Origin of the sequence: Halomonas sp. DP5N14-9, assembly GCF_019802175.1 — a bacterium.
Taxonomy (GTDB): Bacteria; Pseudomonadota; Gammaproteobacteria; order Pseudomonadales; family Halomonadaceae; genus Halomonas; species Halomonas litopenaei.
In genome coordinates this window covers 114,989-132,215 of the sequence record NZ_JAHVHR010000006.1, presented here as the reverse complement: position 1 = coordinate 132,215, position 17,227 = coordinate 114,989, and the positions used below count along the sequence as shown (strand labels likewise).

The 17,227-nt window shown below is 64.6% G+C and carries 14 protein-coding genes; 4 read left to right on the top strand and 10 right to left on the bottom strand.

The window, feature by feature from the left end; all coding sequences use genetic code 11:
* Positions 1 to 228: 228 nt before the first annotated feature.
* The 7 genes from KUW00_RS06080 to KUW00_RS06050 form a co-directional block, all read right to left on the bottom strand.
* Complete coding sequence (locus tag KUW00_RS06080) at positions 229 to 657, bottom strand: GNAT family N-acetyltransferase (protein WP_222568550.1); 429 nt, start codon at positions 655 to 657, stop codon at positions 229 to 231.
* Positions 650 to 1,837, bottom strand: a complete 1,188-nt coding sequence (locus KUW00_RS06075) for a cupin domain-containing protein (protein WP_222568549.1) — start codon at positions 1,835 to 1,837, stop codon at positions 650 to 652. Before KUW00_RS06075 ends, KUW00_RS06080 begins: the two co-directional genes overlap by 8 nt.
* A gap of 126 nt (positions 1,838 to 1,963) precedes the next feature.
* Positions 1,964 to 3,337: an adenylosuccinate lyase gene (purB, locus tag KUW00_RS06070; protein WP_108449070.1), complete on the bottom strand. Its 1,374-nt coding sequence runs from the start codon at positions 3,335 to 3,337 to the stop codon at positions 1,964 to 1,966.
* A 40-nt stretch (positions 3,338 to 3,377) separates the two neighbouring features.
* Positions 3,378 to 4,016: a high frequency lysogenization protein HflD gene (gene hflD / locus KUW00_RS06065; protein ID WP_222568548.1), complete on the bottom strand. Its 639-nt coding sequence runs from the start codon at positions 4,014 to 4,016 to the stop codon at positions 3,378 to 3,380.
* Positions 4,013 to 5,125: a tRNA 2-thiouridine(34) synthase MnmA gene (mnmA, locus tag KUW00_RS06060; RefSeq protein WP_108133261.1), complete on the bottom strand. Its 1,113-nt coding sequence runs from the start codon at positions 5,123 to 5,125 to the stop codon at positions 4,013 to 4,015. The genes hflD and mnmA overlap by 4 nt, the downstream gene beginning before the upstream one ends.
* A 68-nt stretch (positions 5,126 to 5,193) precedes the next feature.
* Positions 5,194 to 5,643: an NUDIX domain-containing protein gene (locus KUW00_RS06055; protein WP_222568578.1), complete on the bottom strand. Its 450-nt coding sequence runs from the start codon at positions 5,641 to 5,643 to the stop codon at positions 5,194 to 5,196.
* Complete coding sequence (locus tag KUW00_RS06050; RefSeq protein ID WP_108133262.1) at positions 5,640 to 6,230, bottom strand: pseudouridine synthase; 591 nt, start codon at positions 6,228 to 6,230, stop codon at positions 5,640 to 5,642. The genes KUW00_RS06055 and KUW00_RS06050 overlap by 4 nt, the downstream gene beginning before the upstream one ends.
* A 145-nt stretch (positions 6,231 to 6,375) precedes the next feature.
* On the opposite strand from KUW00_RS06050, the gene icd reads away from it, so the two are divergent.
* From icd to clpA, 3 genes are all read left to right on the top strand, one after another.
* Positions 6,376 to 7,632 (top strand): NADP-dependent isocitrate dehydrogenase, encoded by a 1,257-nt coding sequence (gene icd, locus KUW00_RS06045; RefSeq protein ID WP_045992911.1) that lies wholly within the window; start codon positions 6,376 to 6,378, stop codon positions 7,630 to 7,632.
* Between the two features lie 249 nt (positions 7,633 to 7,881).
* Entirely contained in the window at positions 7,882 to 8,268 is a 387-nt protein-coding gene (gene clpS, locus KUW00_RS06040) for an ATP-dependent Clp protease adapter ClpS (protein WP_083970414.1), read from the top strand.
* A 204-nt stretch (positions 8,269 to 8,472) separates the two neighbouring features.
* A complete protein-coding gene (gene clpA / locus KUW00_RS06035) occupies positions 8,473 to 10,749 on the top strand; it encodes an ATP-dependent Clp protease ATP-binding subunit ClpA (RefSeq protein WP_045992909.1) in 2,277 nt (758 codons plus the stop codon).
* Between the two features lie 394 nt (positions 10,750 to 11,143).
* On the opposite strand, the gene infA is transcribed toward clpA, so the two are convergent.
* From infA to aat, 3 genes are all read right to left on the bottom strand, one after another.
* The gene (gene infA / locus KUW00_RS06030) at positions 11,144 to 11,362 is read right to left on the bottom strand and encodes a translation initiation factor IF-1 (protein WP_013332816.1); all 219 of its coding nucleotides are present in this window, start codon (positions 11,360 to 11,362) and stop codon (positions 11,144 to 11,146) included.
* 421 nt (positions 11,363 to 11,783) lie between these two features.
* On the bottom strand, positions 11,784 to 12,530 hold the full coding sequence (locus KUW00_RS06025) for an arginyltransferase (RefSeq protein ID WP_045992908.1): 747 nt from the start codon (positions 12,528 to 12,530) through the stop codon (positions 11,784 to 11,786).
* Between the two features lie 98 nt (positions 12,531 to 12,628).
* Positions 12,629 to 13,345 (bottom strand): leucyl/phenylalanyl-tRNA--protein transferase, encoded by a 717-nt coding sequence (gene aat, locus KUW00_RS06020; RefSeq protein WP_222568547.1) that lies wholly within the window; start codon positions 13,343 to 13,345, stop codon positions 12,629 to 12,631.
* Positions 13,346 to 13,505: 160 nt separating this feature from the next.
* On the opposite strand from aat, the gene KUW00_RS06015 reads away from it, so the two are divergent.
* Complete coding sequence (locus KUW00_RS06015) at positions 13,506 to 17,072, top strand: DNA translocase FtsK 4TM domain-containing protein (protein ID WP_409996281.1); 3,567 nt, start codon at positions 13,506 to 13,508, stop codon at positions 17,070 to 17,072.
* Positions 17,073 to 17,227 lie beyond the last annotated feature (155 nt).

Genomic DNA, 17,227 nt, shown 5'->3' with positions numbered 1-17,227 from the left:
CGGCCTTGGTCGAATCTTGGCGGAACGGTAGAGGTCGACTACAAAGTGAGCGATCTGACTCGCCATCGAGGTCTGTCCGCTGCGCCATGGTAGTGACTATGGCCCACAGCGGCGGGGGTTCGCCATTGGTACTTGGGGGGACAAGGCGTTGTAGTCCGACTACAGGAAAGCGCCGCAGAGGCACATTCCTGTAGTCGAGTTTCCTGAACGGAGGAGCTGACGGAGAGATCAGTCGTTCAGGGAGAGGGTCATATTGCGATGCGGAATGCCGGCGTCGAGGAAGATATCTCCCTCGGCGCGGAAGCCCAGGGCTTCGTAGAAACCGAGCGCATGAGTCTGGGCGGCGAGCGCGACGCTCGAGTGGCCACGCTGTCGCGCAGCCTCGATGGTGGCGCGCATCAGCGCCACGCCGACGCCGAGTCCCCGGGCTTCGGCAAGCACCGCGACGCGACCGATATGGCCATCGGGCAGCAGTCTCGCCGTACCCAGTACACGCTCGTCCTGGCGCGCCAGAAAATGCAGGCAGTCAGGATCGAGGCCATCCCACTCTTCCTCGATCGGCACCTGCTGTTCGATGACGAAGACGCGATAGCGAATGTCACCGGCCGCTTCGCCCAATTGTTCCCAGCTTCCCTGTTCGATCACCACCTCAGGCATCGTCGTCCTCCATGTCGTCGACCGGCCAGCCAAGGCTGCCGGCGTCGAACAGCCGTGTCAGCACCTCGGCGGCGCCGGGGTAGTCGAGCAGCGAGGCGTCGAACTCGCCGCGGTTGGCGATCTCGCGGGCCAGCGCCAGATCGCAGTCGATGCCGTCGCCGTCGGCAAACAGGGTGGCCCGTTCGTCCGCCAGGGCGTGCCAGGCGAAGCGAGAGCCCGGCGCGGCCACCAGCACCTCGCCTTCCTGTAGTGCAGCAACAAGCTCGTCTGGCGCCGTCGGTGTCTCGCTGGGCTCGAGCTGGTCCACGTACTTGGGCTGGGTCATCACCCGGCCGAACCACTGGGCCATCTGGGCCGGATCGTCCAGGGTATCGAGGATCAGCTGGCGCATGCGTGACAGCGCCGCCTGATCGAGTTCGCCCGGGTCCTCGGCCGGGGTCATTCCGGCATCGCCGTAGCGGCGAGAGGGGGGTTGCTGCTCACCCAGGTAGTCGGCGAAGGAGGTGATCGCCTCGTCCGCCGAGGGGGCGCGAAAGCCCACCGAGTAGGTCATGCAGTCATCGCTCTGACTGACCCCATGGTGCGCCCAGCCGGGGGGCAGGTAGAGCATGTCGCCGGGCTCCAGCACCCAGTCCTGTTCGGCGTTGACCTCGAAGGTCTCGAGGATACGCAGGTCGATGCCGCGCACGATGGGGGCGTCATCGGCCACCTTGCCGCCAAGCTGCCAGCGGCGCTGACCGCTGCCCTGGAGCAGGAAGACATCGTACTGGTCCAGGTGCGGGCCGACACTGCCCCCCGGAGGCGCGTAGCTGACCATGATGTCATCCAGGCGCCAGCGCGGCAGGAAGGTGAAGTCCTCCAGCAGGGCGGCGACCTCCGGCACATAGTGATCCACCGCCTGTACCAGCAGGGTCCAGTCGCGCTCCGGCAGGCGGGCGAAGGTGGCCTCGTCGAAGGGGCCGTGGCTGACCTGCCAGGGTCCGTCGGGGCCCTGTTCCTCGACCAGGCGTGCCTCGATATTGTCCTCGCAGGCGAGCCCGGCCAGTTCGTCTGGCGTCAGCGGGTTGTCGAAGTCGGGGAAGGCGCCACGGATCAGCAGCGGTTGCTGTTGCCAGACATCGCGCAGGAACTCTGCCGATGTCAGGCCGCCCAGCAGGGTGAGGGGGGTATCAGTTGACATGAGGAATCCTGATGGTGATTGGGAGTAGCGGGCTCGGTATCGGCCCCGGCCCCGAAGAGAGGGCTCCAGAAACGCCTCACCCCACCGATTGGCGGGGTGAAGCGGGGTTCTGTCAGCGGCTCCGGCTCAGTGCTGCGGCAGGGCGCGAGCCTGCTCGACGGCATTGCCGATGTAGTTGCCGGGGGTCAGCTGCTTGAGCTCTGCCTTGACCTCGTCGGGCAGTTCCAGGCCATCGATGAAGGCGGCGAAACCGGCCTGGTCGATGCGCTTGCCGCGGGTCAGCTCCTTCAACTTTTCGTAGGGCTTCTCGATGCCGTAGCGACGCATCACCGTCTGGATTGGCTCGGCCAGCACTTCCCAGCTGGCGTCCAGGTCCTCGGCCAGACGCTGGGGGTTGGCCTCGAGCTTGCCGATGCCTTTCAGCGAGGCCTGGTAGGCGATCAGGCCGTAGGCCAGACCGACGCCCAGGTTGCGCAGCACGGTGGAGTCGGTCAGGTCACGCTGCCAACGGGAGATCGGCAGCTTCTGGGCCAGGTGGGCGAGGATGGCATTGGCCAGGCCCAGATTACCCTCGGAGTTCTCGAAGTCGATCGGGTTGACCTTGTGCGGCATGGTCGAGGAGCCGATCTCGCCGGCCACGGTGCGCTGCTTGAAGTAACCCAGCGAGATGTAGCCCCAGACGTCACGATCGAAGTCGATCAGGATGGTGTTGAAGCGACACACAGCATCGAACAGCTCGGCGATATAGTCGTGGGGTTCGATCTGGGTGGTATAGGGATTGAAGGTCAGGCCCAGGCCTTCGACGAAGGTGCGAGCGTTGGCTTCCCAGTCGATGTCCGGGTAGGTGGCCAAGTGGGCGTTGTAGTTGCCCACGGCGCCGTTGATCTTGCCCAGTACCTCGGCGCTTTCGATCTGCTTGAGCTGGCGGCGCAGACGGTAGGCCACGTTGGCCATTTCCTTGCCCAGGGTGGTGGGGCTGGCGGTCTGGCCATGGGTGCGCGACAGCATTGGCACGGCAGCGTGCTCTTCGGCCAGACGGGCGATCTCGTCGGCCACCTGGCGCATGGTCGGCAGCAGGCTGTCGAGGCCATCGCGCAGCATCACGCCGTAGGACAGGTTGTTGATGTCCTCGCTGGTGCAGGCGAAGTGCACGAACTCGGTGACGGCATGCAGCTCTGCATTGTCGGCAATGGCTTCCTTGATCCAGTACTCGACCGCCTTGACGTCGTGGTTGGTGGTGCGCTCGATGTCCTTGATGCGCGCCGCGTCGGCTTCGCTGAAGTTCTTGACCAGGCCATCCAGGAAGGCTGTGGCGGTGGCCGACAGCTCCGGCACCTCGGTGATCTGTGGGTGCGCGGCCAGGCGCTCCAGCCAGCGGATCTCGACGATGACGCGGGCGCGGATCAGGCCAAATTCGCTGAAGTGTTCGCGCAGTGATTCGGCCTTGCTGCCGTAGCGACCGTCGACGGGAGAGAGGGCGGTGAGAGCGGAGAGTTGCATGGCGGTTTTCCGGTACGGGTAGGAAAGGAAGATCGAGCGATCAGAGGGTGTCCAGGGCGCGCTTGAGGCTGCCCCGCTGGAAGATCAGCTTCCAGCGACGTCCGCCCTGCTGGTGCCACAGCAGGCCGAAGCGAATGCCGGAGAGCAGGCAGGCGCGGACCCGCTCCGGCATCATCCGGCTTTGCAGCAGCGAAGGGTCGCCCTGGACCACGATTCGGTTCTTGAAGGTGGAAAGCGTCTGCTGGTAGGCCTCACCGAGGCTCGCCACGATGTTCTCGTGGGTCGGGCCGAAGTGTTCGGCCTGGCCCTGGATACGGGTCAGGTGGGTGCCGAGCGCGTCCATCATGTCGGGCTGGGTGCGCAGCTTGTTCATCAGCAGCATCAGGCTGAAGCCGTAGCGCATCACCACCGGGTTGGCCTGGCGTCGGCCGAGCACTGCCTCCAGGGTCTCGAGCCCCAGGCGCAGATTGTTGGGATGCCCGCCATAGATGGATTCGAAGGTTGGCGGGTTGGTTTCCAGGGTGGCGGTGATCTGGGTGTCCCAGGCGCGGCTGTCGACCTGGCCGGTGCGCGCCAGCTCGTCGACCAGATGGGCGGCCTGAAATACGCCGGCCAGGGCGATCGCCTGGCGAGCCGCCGGGGACTCGGGGGCGCGGTGGATAGGTACCGAATCGGTCATGCCGCTCGCTCCTCGGCGTTCCAGGTGGACCGGATGACGCCGCCGCCGAGGCAGACGTCACCGTCGTAGATAACCAGCGATTGGCCCGGTGTCACGGCCCGCTGTGGGTCGTCGAAGTGTACCGCGACGCCGCCATCGGCCCGGGTCGTCAGCGTGCATGGCACGTCGTCCTGACGATAGCGGGTCTTGGCGCTGAAGCGCCCCTCGGCGCAAGGCGGCTCACCGGCGACCCAATCCATCGCCTCGGTGGCCAGACTGTCGGTGTACAACAGGGGGTGATGCTTGCCTTGAACCGCGATCAGCACGTTGCGCTCGAGGTCCTTGCCGGCCACGTACCAGGGGTCTTCCGAATAGTTGGCGAGACCGCCGATGCCGAGGCCCTGGCGCTGGCCCAGGGTGTAGTACATCAGGCCCATGTGATCGCCGATGACGTCGCCGTCCGGTGTCTCGATGGTCCCCGGCTGGGCCGGCAGGTACTGCTTGAGAAAGTCGCTGAAGCGGCGCTCGCCGATGAAGCAGATACCGGTGGAGTCCTTCTTCTTTGCGGTAACCAGATCGTGCTGTTCGGCGATGGCGCGAACCTCGGGCTTTTCGATCTCGCCCACCGGAAACAGGGTGCGCGCGATGGCGGCTTCCGGCACGGCGTGCAGGAAGTAGCTCTGGTCCTTGTTGCCGTCGAGTCCCTTGAGCAGTCGCGGGCGGCCGTCGCGCTCGCCGCGGCGAACATAGTGACCGGTGGCGATCATCTCGGCGCCGAGCATCTCGGCGTAGTCGAGGAACACCTTGAACTTGATTTCGCGATTGCAAAGGATATCGGGATTCGGTGTGCGTCCGGCCTTGTACTCGGCGAGGAAGTGCTCGAACACGTTGTCCCAGTACTCGGCGGCAAAGTTGGCCGTGTGCAGGGGAATGCCGAGCTTCTTGCACACCGCTTCGGCGTCCGCCAGGTCTTCCATGGCGGTGCAGTATTCGGTGCCGTCGTCCTCATCCCAGTTCTTCATGAACAGCCCTTCCACCTGATAGCCCTGTTGGATCAGGCGGAGGGCGGAAACGGAGGAATCGACGCCGCCGGACATGCCGACGATGACTTTGCCGGTGGACGCTGACATAACGACTCTCGGAGTGGTGGGGCAAATGGGCGGTGATTATACACGAATTGCACCCGTCAACCGAAGCCTCAGCGTTCGTGCAGCACCTCCATCGGGAAGGTCTTGCCGGCCATGGCGTCGCGGATGCGCTTGATCACCAGTGGGCTGCGCAGGCGGCCCTCGCGCTCCAGCGCCTCGACGTCCTCCAGGGTCAGCCAATGGATGGCCATGATATCCCGGTCCAGTTCGGTGCCCAGGTGGGCCAGCGCCATGCCGAAGAAGGCGTGGCTGTGGAAGGTCTTGCCGTCCGGGGCCTCGTACACGTACATGCCCAGGTAGTCGGTGATGCCGACCCGCCAGGCGGTCTCTTCGGCGACCTCGCGCAGGGCGCCGTCGCGGATGCGCTCACCGGGTTCCAGGTGGCCGGCGGGCTGGTTGAACAGGGTATGGGGGCCGCCACGGTCTTCTTCCACCAGCAGGAAACGACCGGCTCGTTCGACCACCGTGGCCACGGTCACGTAGGGGGTCCAGCGCATTATCGGCGTCTCCTTGTTGTAGGGGCTGAGCCCCGGGGGCGCTTTGGCGCGTGCAGCGTCTGGCGCTGCCATTGTCCCGGGGCCAGGCCGTCGAGCCGCCAGGGGCCGATGGCGACGCGTACCAGCCTCAGCGTCGGGTGGCCCACATGGGCGGTCATCCTGCGCACCTGGCGATTGCGCCCCTCGCTGATGGTCAGCTCCAGCCAGCAGGTAACGGGATGGCGCTTCGGGTCCAGCGGCGGCGTGCGCTCGGGCAGCCCGCTGGTCGTCAGTCGCCGGACCTTGGCCGGCCGGGTGGGTCCATCCTTGAGAGTGACCCCTTCGGCGAGCGCCTTCAAGGCCCGATCGTCCGGCTGTCCCTCGACGAGCACTCGATACGTCTTCGGCTGCTTGTGGCGCGGGTGGCTGATACGATGAATCAACTCGCCATCGTCACTGAGCAACAACAGGCCTTCGGAATCGTAGTCGAGGCGGCCGGCCGGATAGATGTCCGGCACGTCGATCAGCGAGGCCAGGGTATTGCGTCCCTGGTCATCGGTGAACTGGGACAGCACCCGATAGGGCTTGTGCAGCAGATAAAGTTGACTCATGGGCGGGCTCGATGATCTGGCTCGGAAGGCGTGGCGGCGGGCCGTTTAGGCCTTTTCCAAAGATTGTCGACAAAGCCTACTCCGGGCGCGGGGGGTAATGCTATACTCCGCGCTCCACTGAATAGACCTGACAGGGGAGTTCTCAATGGGTTTCCAGAAAATTGTCGTCCCTGAGGGCGGCGAAAAGATCACCGCCAACGCCGACAACAGCCTGAACGTACCGAATAATCCGATCATTCCCTTCATCGAGGGTGACGGTATCGGTGTCGACGTGACCCCGGCGATGAAAATCGCCATCGACGCCGCTGTGCAGAAGGCTTACAACGGCGAGCGCAAGATCCACTGGATGGAAGTCTACGCCGGCGAGAAGGCCACCCACGTCTATGACGCGGACACCTGGCTGCCGGAAGAGACCCTGGAAGCGGTCAAGGACTACATCGTTTCCATCAAGGGCCCGCTGACCACGCCGGTCGGTGGCGGCATCCGTTCACTGAACGTGGCGCTGCGCCAGAAGCTGGACCTGTACGTCTGTCAGCGCCCGGTGCGCTGGTTCGAAGGCGTGCCGAGCCCGGTCAAGAAGCCTGCCGACGTCGACATGGTCATCTTCCGCGAGAACTCCGAAGATATCTACGCCGGCATCGAATGGAAGGCCGGTACCGCGGAAGCCGACAAGGTCATCAAGTTCCTGCGTGAAGAGATGGGTGTCACCAACATCCGCTTCCCCGAGAACTGTGGCATCGGCGTCAAGCCGGTCTCCATCGAAGGCACCAAGCGTCTGGTCCGTCAGGCCCTGCAGTACACCATCGACAACGACCGCGAGTCGCTGACCCTGGTGCACAAGGGCAACATCATGAAGTTCACCGAAGGCTCCTTCAAGGATTGGGGCTACGAGCTGGCCAAGGAAGAGTTCGGCGCCGAACTCCTCGATGGCGGCCCCTGGATGACCTTCAAGAACCCGAAGACCGGCAAGGACATCGTGGTCAAGGACGTCATCGCCGACGCCATGCTGCAGCAGATCCTGCTGCGTCCGGCCGAATACGACGTCATTGCCACCCTGAACCTGAACGGTGACTACCTGTCCGACGCCCTGGCGGCGGAAGTGGGCGGCATCGGCATCGCGCCGGGCGCCAACATCTCCGACACCACCGCCATGTTCGAGGCGACCCACGGCACCGCGCCGAAGTACGCCGGCCAGGACAAGGTCAACCCGGGCTCGCTGATCCTCTCCGCCGAGATGATGCTGCGCCACATGGGTTGGGTCGAGGCCGCCGATCTGGTGCTCAAGGGCGTGGAGAAGGCCATCAGCAAGGGCGAGGTCACCTACGACTTCCATCGCCTGATGGAAAACGCCACGCTGTTCAAGTGCTCCGAGTTCGGTCAGGCCGTCGCCGACAACATGTAAGCGACGTACCGATCGTCCGATGACAGCGTCTGGTGCCGGTGATCGCTATCGCCCGTACCGGCTGTATATCGCGGCGCTCTGAAAAGGCCCTCGCCCGCTCGGGCGGGGGCTTTTTGCTTTGTACGTTTTTTGCGTGAAAGCGTCCGTCGGATTTCCGATAATGGGAGACGGAACGGAACCCTGCCGCGCCGCCGACGTCCAATGCTCGACGCGGGTGGGCGCAGGCACCCGATTGACAGTGTGAGGCCTATGTTCAACGCAAGAGAGGAGGATCCTGTCTGGATCCGCGCCCCCTTCGCCGGGATGACCCGTCCGCCCAGTGAGCCGGGCGAGCAGGATGACGGTGACCTGGCGACCCAGGAGGCTGACCCCGAGGTGGCCAGGCCACCCATGTATAAGGTTGTCTTGCATAACGACGACTTCACCCCCATGGAGTTTGTGGTGGAGGTGCTGCAGACCTTCTTCCACCTGGACAGCGAGACCGCCGTGCAGATCATGCTGACGGTCCACAGCCACGGAAAGGCAACCTGCGGTGTCTTTACCCATGACATCGCCGAGACCAAGAGCCATCAGGTCAACGAGTATGCGAGAGAGTGCCAGCATCCGCTGTTGAGCGATATCGAGGCAGCGGACTGAGACGGGTCGATATCGGATCGCCCTGACAGTGCTGCCGCTGGCGGCGACGAGTGGTCACAGATCCGCACAAGCCGGCCTCGCGTTAACGAGAGACGGCTGCTGCGTTGACGAAGAACTTGCAACGGCGCCATTTGTACCCGATGTTGATGGTGCCGGACCACAAAAGATCCGATGCAAGCCCTATGCGGCGAGAAGGGGACTGCCATGCTGAGCAAAGAACTTGAACTGACCCTGAACACGGCCTTCACCGTGGCGCGTTCCAAGCGCCATGAGTTCATGACCGTGGAGCACTTGTTGCTGGCGCTTCTGGATAATGCTTCAGCATCAGATGTGCTGCGTGCCTGTGGGGCCAATCTCGACAAGCTGCGGTCCGACCTGCAGGATTTCATCAATTCCACCACCCCGCTGATTCCGGAAGACCAGACCGAGCGCGAGACCCAGCCGACGCTGGGCTTCCAGCGAGTGCTTCAGCGGGCCGTGTTCCACGTGCAGTCTTCTGGCAAGAGCGAAGTGACCGGTGCCAACGTACTGGTAGCGATCTTCTCCGAGCAGGAGAGCCAGGCGGTCTACTTCCTCAAGCAGCAGAACGTGGCACGGGTCGATGCGGTCAACTACATCGCCCACGGTATCTCCAAGGTCACCGGCCACGGCCAGAGCCCGTCTTCGGCGGCTCCCGAGGCCGAGGACGCCGAGGAAGCCGGCAGCGAGGCCGGCGGCAATCCGTTGACCGGTTTTGCCACCAACCTCAACGAGCAGGCCCGCATGGGCAAGATCGACCCCCTGATCGGGCGTGATCATGAGCTCGAGCGGGTGGTGCAGATTCTGGCACGGCGGCGCAAGAACAACCCCTTGCTGGTCGGTGAGGCCGGCGTCGGCAAGACCGCCATCGCCGAGGGCCTGGCCAAGCGCATCGTCGAGGAAGACGTGCCCGATGTGATCGGCGACGCCGTGGTGTACTCGCTGGACATGGGCGCGCTGCTGGCGGGTACCAAGTATCGTGGTGACTTCGAGAAGCGCTTGAAGAGCCTGCTGGCGGAACTGCGCAAGCTGCCCAACGCCATCCTGTTCATCGATGAGATCCATACGGTGATCGGCGCCGGTGCGGCGTCCGGTGGAGTGATGGACGCATCGAACCTGCTCAAGCCGCTGCTGTCCTCCGGCGAGTTGCGCTGTATCGGCTCCACCACCTTCCAGGAATTCCGCGGTATCTTCGAGAAGGATCGTGCCCTGGCCCGTCGTTTCCAGAAGGTCGATGTGATGGCACCCTCGGTCGAGGACTCCATCAAGATCCTCAAGGGGCTGCGTTCACGCTTCGAGGAGCACCACCAGCTCAAGTACACCGACGCCGCGCTGGACAGCGCCGCGCGGCTGGCGGATCGCTACATCAACGATCGCTTCCTGCCGGACAAGGCCATCGATGTCATCGATGAGGCCGGTGCGCACCAGCGCCTGCTGCCGCCTGAGATGCGCGTGGACACCATCGACGTCGATCAAGTCGAGGCGGTGGTCGCTTCCATCGCGCGGATTCCGCCGAAGAGCGTATCCAGCTCCGATCGCAAGCTGCTCGAGAATCTGGATCGCGATCTCAAGATGCTGGTGTTCGGTCAGGATGAGGCCATCGACAGCCTGGCGGCGGCGATCAAGCTGTCCCGGGCCGGACTCAAGTCGCCGGACAAGCCGGTCGGCAGCTTCCTGTTCGCCGGCCCCACCGGCGTCGGCAAGACCGAGGTGGCGCGTCAGCTGGCCCATATCATGGGCGTCGAACTGCTGCGCTTCGACATGTCCGAGTACATGGAACGGCACACGGTATCGCGGCTGATCGGCGCACCTCCTGGCTATGTCGGCTATGACCAGGGTGGTCTGCTGACCGAGGCCGTCACCAAGCAGCCCCATTGTGTGCTGCTGCTCGACGAGATCGAGAAGGCGCACCCCGAGGTCTTCAACCTGCTGCTGCAGGTCATGGACCACGGTCGTCTGACCGACAACAACGGGCGCGAGGCGGATTTCCGTCACGTCATTCTGATCATGACCTCCAACGCCGGGGTCGAGATCGCGACGCGTCGCTCGATCGGTTTCCAGACCCAGGACCACTCCACCGATGCCATGGAGGCGATTCGCAAGACCTTTACGCCGGAGTTCCGCAACCGTCTGGATGGCATCATCCAGTTCGCGTCGCTGGCCAAGCCTGTCGTACGCAATGTGGTCGACAAGTTCCTGGTGGAACTGCAGGCCCAGCTCGACGAGAAGCGGGTGCAGCTCGAGGTGGACGACGAGGCGCGCGACTGGCTGGCGACCATGGGTTACGACCCGGACATGGGCGCCCGCCCCATGGCGCGACTGATCCAGGAAAAGCTGAAGAAGCCCCTGGCCGAGATGATCCTGTTCGGCGATCTGGCCGAGCACGGTGGTCTGGTGCACGTCAGTCTGGAGGATGGAGAGCTTCACCTGTCCACCGACGTGGAGATGGCCGACGCGCCTTGAGTGTCGAGGCAGGCTTTGTGGGGTGTGGCCAAGCCTGAAGCCTGCCTGTTGGGCCTGCTTGCTGGGCCTGCCTGTTGAGACTATCAGCAAGTCGGTTGCTTCGACTGGTCAGGATGTGAAACTACGCGACGCCCCGTCACCGACGGGGCGTCGTCGTTTGTATGCAGCAGGGTCTGGACGGCAATAGCCGTGCGAGTTCCCGGCAGCGAGTCGTTGCCCGGCTTTTGGGACGAGGCGGTGCCGCCCTGCTGCGTCAGGCAAAGCAGGGCTGGTGCTGCACCAGAGTCTTGCTGTCTTGCGAAAGGGGGCTGCGCTTGCCGGTGGGGTGGGGCGCGCCGCTAAGGCGCGTTACCGGCAAGTAGCGTCGGCGCTGAAGCGCTGACGCCGGCCGTTCTCAACGGGAACGGTAGACGATGCGACCCTTGGACAGGTCGTAGGGAGTCAGCTCGACCTTGACCTTGTCACCGGTCAGGATGCGGATGTAGTTCTTGCGCATCTTGCCCGAGATGTGGGCGGTCACCACGTGGCCGTTTTCCAGTTCGACCCGGAACATGGTGTTGGGAAGGGTGTCGACGACCACGCCTTCCATTTCGATATGGTCTTCGCGTGCCATATAGGCGAATCCTCGCTGGTGAAATCGAAAAGATGCCTGACCTTGAGGCGTCACTGCCGTTACTGTGGTCAGGATAGCGCGATATTCTGCCGGATGCAGAAGCAGATGGCAAAGGCAGATGGCTGATCGGCCCTCAAAGTGCGCGATATTCTGCCGCTTTCCAGTATCCCCGGAAGCAGATGGCAAAGGCAGTTCGCCATGAGTACTTGAATCTCGAGATATTCTGCCGCTTTGCAGTATCCCCGGAAGCAGATGGCAAAGGCAGTTCGCCATGAGCACTTGAATCTCGAGATATTCTGCCGCTTTCCAGTATCCCCGGAAGCAGATGGCAAAGGCAGATGGCTGATCGGCCCTCAAAGCCCACGATACTCTGCCGCTCTCTAGAGAGCAGAGAACGTGCTTGAGCTATCGGGTTGGGCGATTACTCGCTGTCGATCGGTACCAGGCGTCGCCAGAGCCGGCCATCCAGGCGCTCGAGGGGCGAGAAGCTGCTCTTGTAGCTCATCTTGCGGCACTCCTCGATCCAGTAGCCCAGGTAGACATGGGGAAGTCCCTTCAGGGATGCCATCTGGATCAGCGCCAGCACCGCCTGGGTGCCAAGAGAACGGCGCTCGAGGCTGTGGTCCGGGTCGAAGAAGGTGTAGATGGCGGACAAGCCATGGCGCAGCTCGTCGAAGGCCGATACCGCTACCAGCTTTCCGTCCAGGCGCATCTCCAGCAGTCTCGCGTAGGGCTGATCGAGGCTCAGGAAGGTACGGTACTGCTCGTGACTCGGTGGGAACATGTCACCGTCATGGTGGCGCGTGCAGATATAGCGAGCGTAGAGGTCGTAGTGGCGGGAGTCGAACTGAGCCGGTACCACCTCGATGGTCAGGTCGGCATTGCGCCGCATCAGGCGTCGCTGGGTGCGATTGGGGCTAAAGTCCGCTACCGGGATTCGCACGGAGATGCAGGCGTGGCAGCCTTCACAGTGAGGGCGGTAAAGATGCAGACCGCTGCGACGGAAGCCAAGTAGCGTAAGCGCGTCATATACGCCCTGTCCCGGGGATTCCTTGGGATCCAGGAACAGGGTGGTCGCTTCCTTGCCCGGCAGATAGCTGCAGGCGTGCGGCACAGTAAGAAAGAACCGCAGGTCGCGTACGGGTTGACGCGGTGTATTGCTGCTCAAGGCTGCCGTCTCCCTGTCGGATGGCATCGAGTGATGGATCAGGCGTTGGTATGGGTCGTGTCAATGGTGGTCGTCATACATGGCCTTCTGATACCAGGTCATTCACCGATGCCGGTGAATGACCATGCCGGCGTCGTCAGGCTGTCTCTGTCCAGATCATCCAGCCACCTCTCAAGATAGCCGATGAAGGCTGATCGAGCGATACCTCGAGCGCCGAGGCTGGCCAGGTGGGGCGTGTGCATCTGGCAGTCGATCAGACGCCCGCCGCCGGCCGCCATGGTGCGGGCCAGATGCACCAGGGCGATCTTGGAGGCGTCGGCCTCGCGGCTGAACATCGATTCGCCGAAAAACACCGGTCCCAGGGCGACACCATAGAGCCCGCCGACCAGCCGGTCGTCACGCCAGATTTCCACCGAGTGAGCGACCCCCTCCCGGTGCAGGTCGCAGTAGGCGTCACGCATTTCATCGGTGATCCAGGTGCCTGACGCATGACCATCGTTGCGCGGTGCAGCACAGGCATCGATGACGGCGTCGAACGCCTGGTCGGCGGTGGCGCGAAAGCCCCCGTTTCGCAGTCGTTTGGCGAGGCTTCGACGCACGCGTAGCTCTTCGGGGTGCAACACCATGCGCGGATCGGGGCTCCACCAGAGAATCGGCTGGTCGTCGCTGTACCAGGGGAAGATTCCGCGGCGGTAGGCCTCTATCAGCCATTCGGGAGGTAGCCCGCCGCCAGCGGCCAGCAGGCCGTCCGGGTCGTCGAGGGCAATATCGACCGAAGGAAAGGTCACAGGATGTTCGTTGAGCCAGGGCAGCATGGGGCTCCCTTTGCAATACCGGGTGGAAGATGGGGCAGTGTGCCCCCAGCCCGCGCTTCGCTCAAGGTATGCTGGGCCTATTCGCTCACCGGCTGGCTCGGTATCATGACCTCCAGTCAGAAGGATGGAAGACGCCGTTATGGCGCAAGGGGAAGGCCGTTTGAGTGCCAACAAGAAGTCCATGTCGTCGCGCGCGACGGCGGCAGCCGCCAAGGAGACCGCCCGCAAGGTCGGGTTGCGTCTGCATGGCTCTGCCAGGGAAGGTGTGATCATCGTACTGCTGGCTGCCTGCGTATTCCTGCTGCTGGCACTGTTCAGCTTCGAGCCGGCGGACCCCGGCTGGTCGAGCAGTGGCCCCGAGACCGCGGTGGCCAACTGGATGGGCCCCATCGGGGCCTGGCTCGCCGACGTGCTGTATTCGTTGTTTGGCATCAGCGCCCTGTGGTGGCCAGGCATGCTGGCGTTTGCCGCCTGGTATCTGATCCGTTCCCGTCGAGTGGAGTTCGAGTGGGATGCGACCGCCCTGGCCGTGCGCTGCGGCGGGCTGATTCTGCTGCTGCTGGGGTGCACCACCCTGGGGGCGCTCTACTTCCATCAGCCCGACAGCGTGCTGCCATACTCCACCGGTGGCATCCTCGGAGTCGGGCTGGTCGGCGCCCTGCGGCCACTGGTGGGCGTCGGCGGAACAGGTCTGCTCGCCGTTGTCGCTATCCTGGGCGGAATGCCGCTGTTTACCGGGCTGTCCTGGCTCAATGTCATGGACGAGGCGGGCCACCGTTGTCTGTTGCTGGGACGCTGGCTCAAGTCCCGCTTCGCGTCGTCTAAAGACGAGGACGACGCAGGGCAGAGCGCCGACCAGCACAGTGAACCTGAGCCCAGGGCCAAGGCGTCATCGCCGATCGACAGCGAAGATGGCGAGGAAGGCGATACGACGCCCCGGCCCTCCTGGTGGCAGCGCCTGCGCGGCAAGGGGACTCCGACCGACCTGGATGAGGCCGCGGGGTCGTCCATGGGCGACGACGGCAACACCGATATTCCCTGGGACGTGGCGGAATCCACGCCGTCGGCCAAGCAGCCTGGCGCTGCCTATACCGAACGCTTTGCCGAGGCCGCGCCTCGCCGCCGCCATGAAGGTAGCGTTCAGGACGGCACCACAACGCCGCGGGACACCCGTCCCACCGAACCTGAGGGCGGGCGGCGAGAGCCGACCCTGGCCCCGGAGCCCACGGCTTCCAGAGAGCGGCGAGAGCCGACCCTAGGCGGCAGTTTTGCGGCAGAGGCACCTTTGGCGGCAAGGGCAGAAGAGCCGATGTCGCTGCGTGCAGAGAGGGATGCGCCGGTGCCTTCGCCTGAACGTACAAGCGAGCCGAGCTCTTTAGAGGCCCCCGAAGCCGGGCCTACTGCTCAGGCACGCTCTCCACAGGCGCGCTCTTCACAGGCGCCCGGGGCCGCGCCAGCCGCGCAGGGTTCTCAACAGGCGCCCGAAACCGCGCCTGGCTCTCCACGGGCGCGCTCTCCACAGGCGCGCTCTTCACAGGCGCCCGAAGCCGCGCCAGCCGCGCCTAGCTCTTCTCAGGCGCCCGAAGCCGCGCCAGCCGCGCAGGGCTCTCAACAGGCGCGCTCTCCACAGGCGCCCGGGGCCGCACCCGCCGCGCCTGGCTCGTCTCAGGAGTCCGAATCTGCGCCTTCCGCGCCGGCGACTGGCGCTCCACAGGAGCCGCGTCGGGAAGAGCCCGCTCGCGGGGAGGAGCCGTCGAGCCACCAGACGCAGCCTCGTCGAGAGGAGCGTCGTGCCGAGGAAATCCCCGAGCCGGTGCTGCCTGATGATGGTGGCGCCCTGGCTGGCGGCGCCATCGCTGCAGGGGCGGGTGCCGGTCTGTTGGCGGCCACCCATGAGGCGCCGCGTAGTGTCTCGAGCCAGGCTCCCAGTTCTTCTCCCCGTCCGTCTTCTGCTGAGGACGCTGGTCAGGATGCTGGTCAGCGCGTGCAGCAGGAAGCGGAGCGCAGCGACGCCGGCACGCCGGCCGAGCCTCCCCGGGCTGAGCCAGGTCACGACGCCGCGGGCGCGAATGTTGCCGGAGGCCACGACAGCGTGGGCGAAGGACGTGTGGCTACCGCAGAGCAAGCCCGTGAGGCCGCCGACAACGACGGCCCGACGCTGTGGACGGTAGAGCACCTGCAAAGCCAGCGTCCCGGTTTCGATGACCTGCCGGAACCTGACGGCGAGCTGCCAAGCCTCAGGCTATTGACCCCGCCGGAGCCGCATCAGCCCAACTACACCGAGCAGCAACTGGCCGACATGGCGGAGTTGCTCGAGATGCGCCTGCGCGAATACGGCGTCAAGGCCGAGGTCGTCGATACCTGGCCGGGCCCGGTCATCACCCGCTTCGAGATCAAGCCGGCAGCGGGGGTGAAGGTGTCCAAGATCAGCAACCTGGCCAAGGACCTGGCGCGTTCGCTGATGGTCAAGAGCGTACGGGTGGTGGAGGTGATACCCGGCCGTCCCACCGTGGGTATCGAGATCCCCAACCCCAATCGCGCGATGATCCGCCTGCGTGAGGTGATCGACTCGGACCGTTACCAGCACGAGGCCTCCGGTCTCACCATGGCGCTGGGTCAGGACATCGGCGGCGCCGCGGTGGTGGCCAACCTGGGCAAGATGCCCCACGTGCTGGTCGCCGGTACCACCGGCTCGGGCAAGTCGGTCGGGGTTAACGCCATGCTGATCTCGATGCTGCTCAAGGCGACCCCCGACGAGCTTCGGCTGATCATGGTCGACCCCAAGATGCTGGAGCTGTCGGTCTATGACGGTATCCCGCACCTGCTGGCGCCGGTGGTCACCGACATGAAGGAGGCCGCCAACGCCCTGCGCTGGTGCGTGGCCGAAATGGAGCGTCGCTACAAGCTGATGGCCGCCATGGGAGTGCGCAACATCGCCGGCTTCAACAGCAAGCTCGATGAGGCCGAGCGGGCCGGTGCCCAGGTTGCCGATCCGTTATGGGAGCCCCAGCCCTGGGAGATGCACCAGACCCCGCCGGTGCTGGAAAAGCTGCCCTACATCGTGGTGGTGATCGACGAATTTGCCGACATGTTCATGATCGTCGGCAAGAAGGTCGAGGAGCTGATCGCCCGACTGGCGCAGAAGGCCCGCGCCGCCGGTATCCATCTGGTGTTGGCGACCCAGCGTCCCTCGGTGGACGTGGTCACCGGCCTGATCAAGGCCAACATCCCCACCCGCATGGCCTTCCAGGTGTCGTCGCGGGTCGACTCCCGCACCATCCTCGATCAGGGCGGCGCCGAGAACCTGCTGGGCCATGGTGACATGCTCTACTTGCCGGCGGGCTCCGGTCAGCCGACCCGCGTGCACGGCGCCTTCGTCGATGACGATGAGGTGCACCGGGTGGTGGAAGACTGGAAGCGGCGCGGCGAGCCCGAGTACATCGACGAGATCCTCTCCGGTGGTGTCTCCGCCGATGCCCTGACCGGGCTCGAGGCCGAAGGCACCGGCGATGACAGCGACGCCGAGCAGGACGCCCTCTATGACGAGGCCGTGGCCTTTGTCACCGAGACGCGCCGGGCCTCGATCTCGGCGGTCCAGCGGCGCTTCAAGATCGGCTACAACCGTGCCGCACGCCTGGTCGAGGCCATGGAGATGGCCGGGGTGGTATCGTCCATGGGCAGCAACGGCGGGCGAGAGGTGCTGGCACCGCCGCCCACCGCAGGCTAACCCGATCGGCGCGACACTGTCTCCATTTGGGGACAGTGTCGCGTCAGGATGTAATCACCATGCAAGAGGGTGTCACGACCGGGTTCAGCGGCAACTTGCCAGGCATACTGGACTCAAACGGACATCCTCCCGGCGCCGGAGCCGCTCCGGCGCGA

Coding starts and splice junctions, on each gene's coding strand:
- KUW00_RS06080 (WP_222568550.1), bottom strand. CDS start 657: ATGCCTGAGGTGGTGATCGAACAGGGAAGCTGGGAACAATTGGGCGAA.
- KUW00_RS06075 (WP_222568549.1), bottom strand. CDS start 1,837: ATGTCAACTGATACCCCCCTCACCCTGCTGGGCGGCCTGACATCGGCA.
- purB (WP_108449070.1), bottom strand. CDS start 3,337: ATGCAACTCTCCGCTCTCACCGCCCTCTCTCCCGTCGACGGTCGCTAC.
- hflD (WP_222568548.1), bottom strand. CDS start 4,016: ATGACCGATTCGGTACCTATCCACCGCGCCCCCGAGTCCCCGGCGGCT.
- mnmA (WP_108133261.1), bottom strand. CDS start 5,125: ATGTCAGCGTCCACCGGCAAAGTCATCGTCGGCATGTCCGGCGGCGTC.
- KUW00_RS06050 (WP_108133262.1), bottom strand. CDS start 6,230: ATGAGTCAACTTTATCTGCTGCACAAGCCCTATCGGGTGCTGTCCCAG.
- icd (WP_045992911.1), top strand. CDS start 6,376: ATGGGTTTCCAGAAAATTGTCGTCCCTGAGGGCGGCGAAAAGATCACC.
- clpS (WP_083970414.1), top strand. CDS start 7,882: ATGTTCAACGCAAGAGAGGAGGATCCTGTCTGGATCCGCGCCCCCTTC.
- clpA (WP_045992909.1), top strand. CDS start 8,473: ATGCTGAGCAAAGAACTTGAACTGACCCTGAACACGGCCTTCACCGTG.
- infA (WP_013332816.1), bottom strand. CDS start 11,362: ATGGCACGCGAAGACCATATCGAAATGGAAGGCGTGGTCGTCGACACC.
- aat (WP_222568547.1), bottom strand. CDS start 13,345: ATGCTGCCCTGGCTCAACGAACATCCTGTGACCTTTCCTTCGGTCGAT.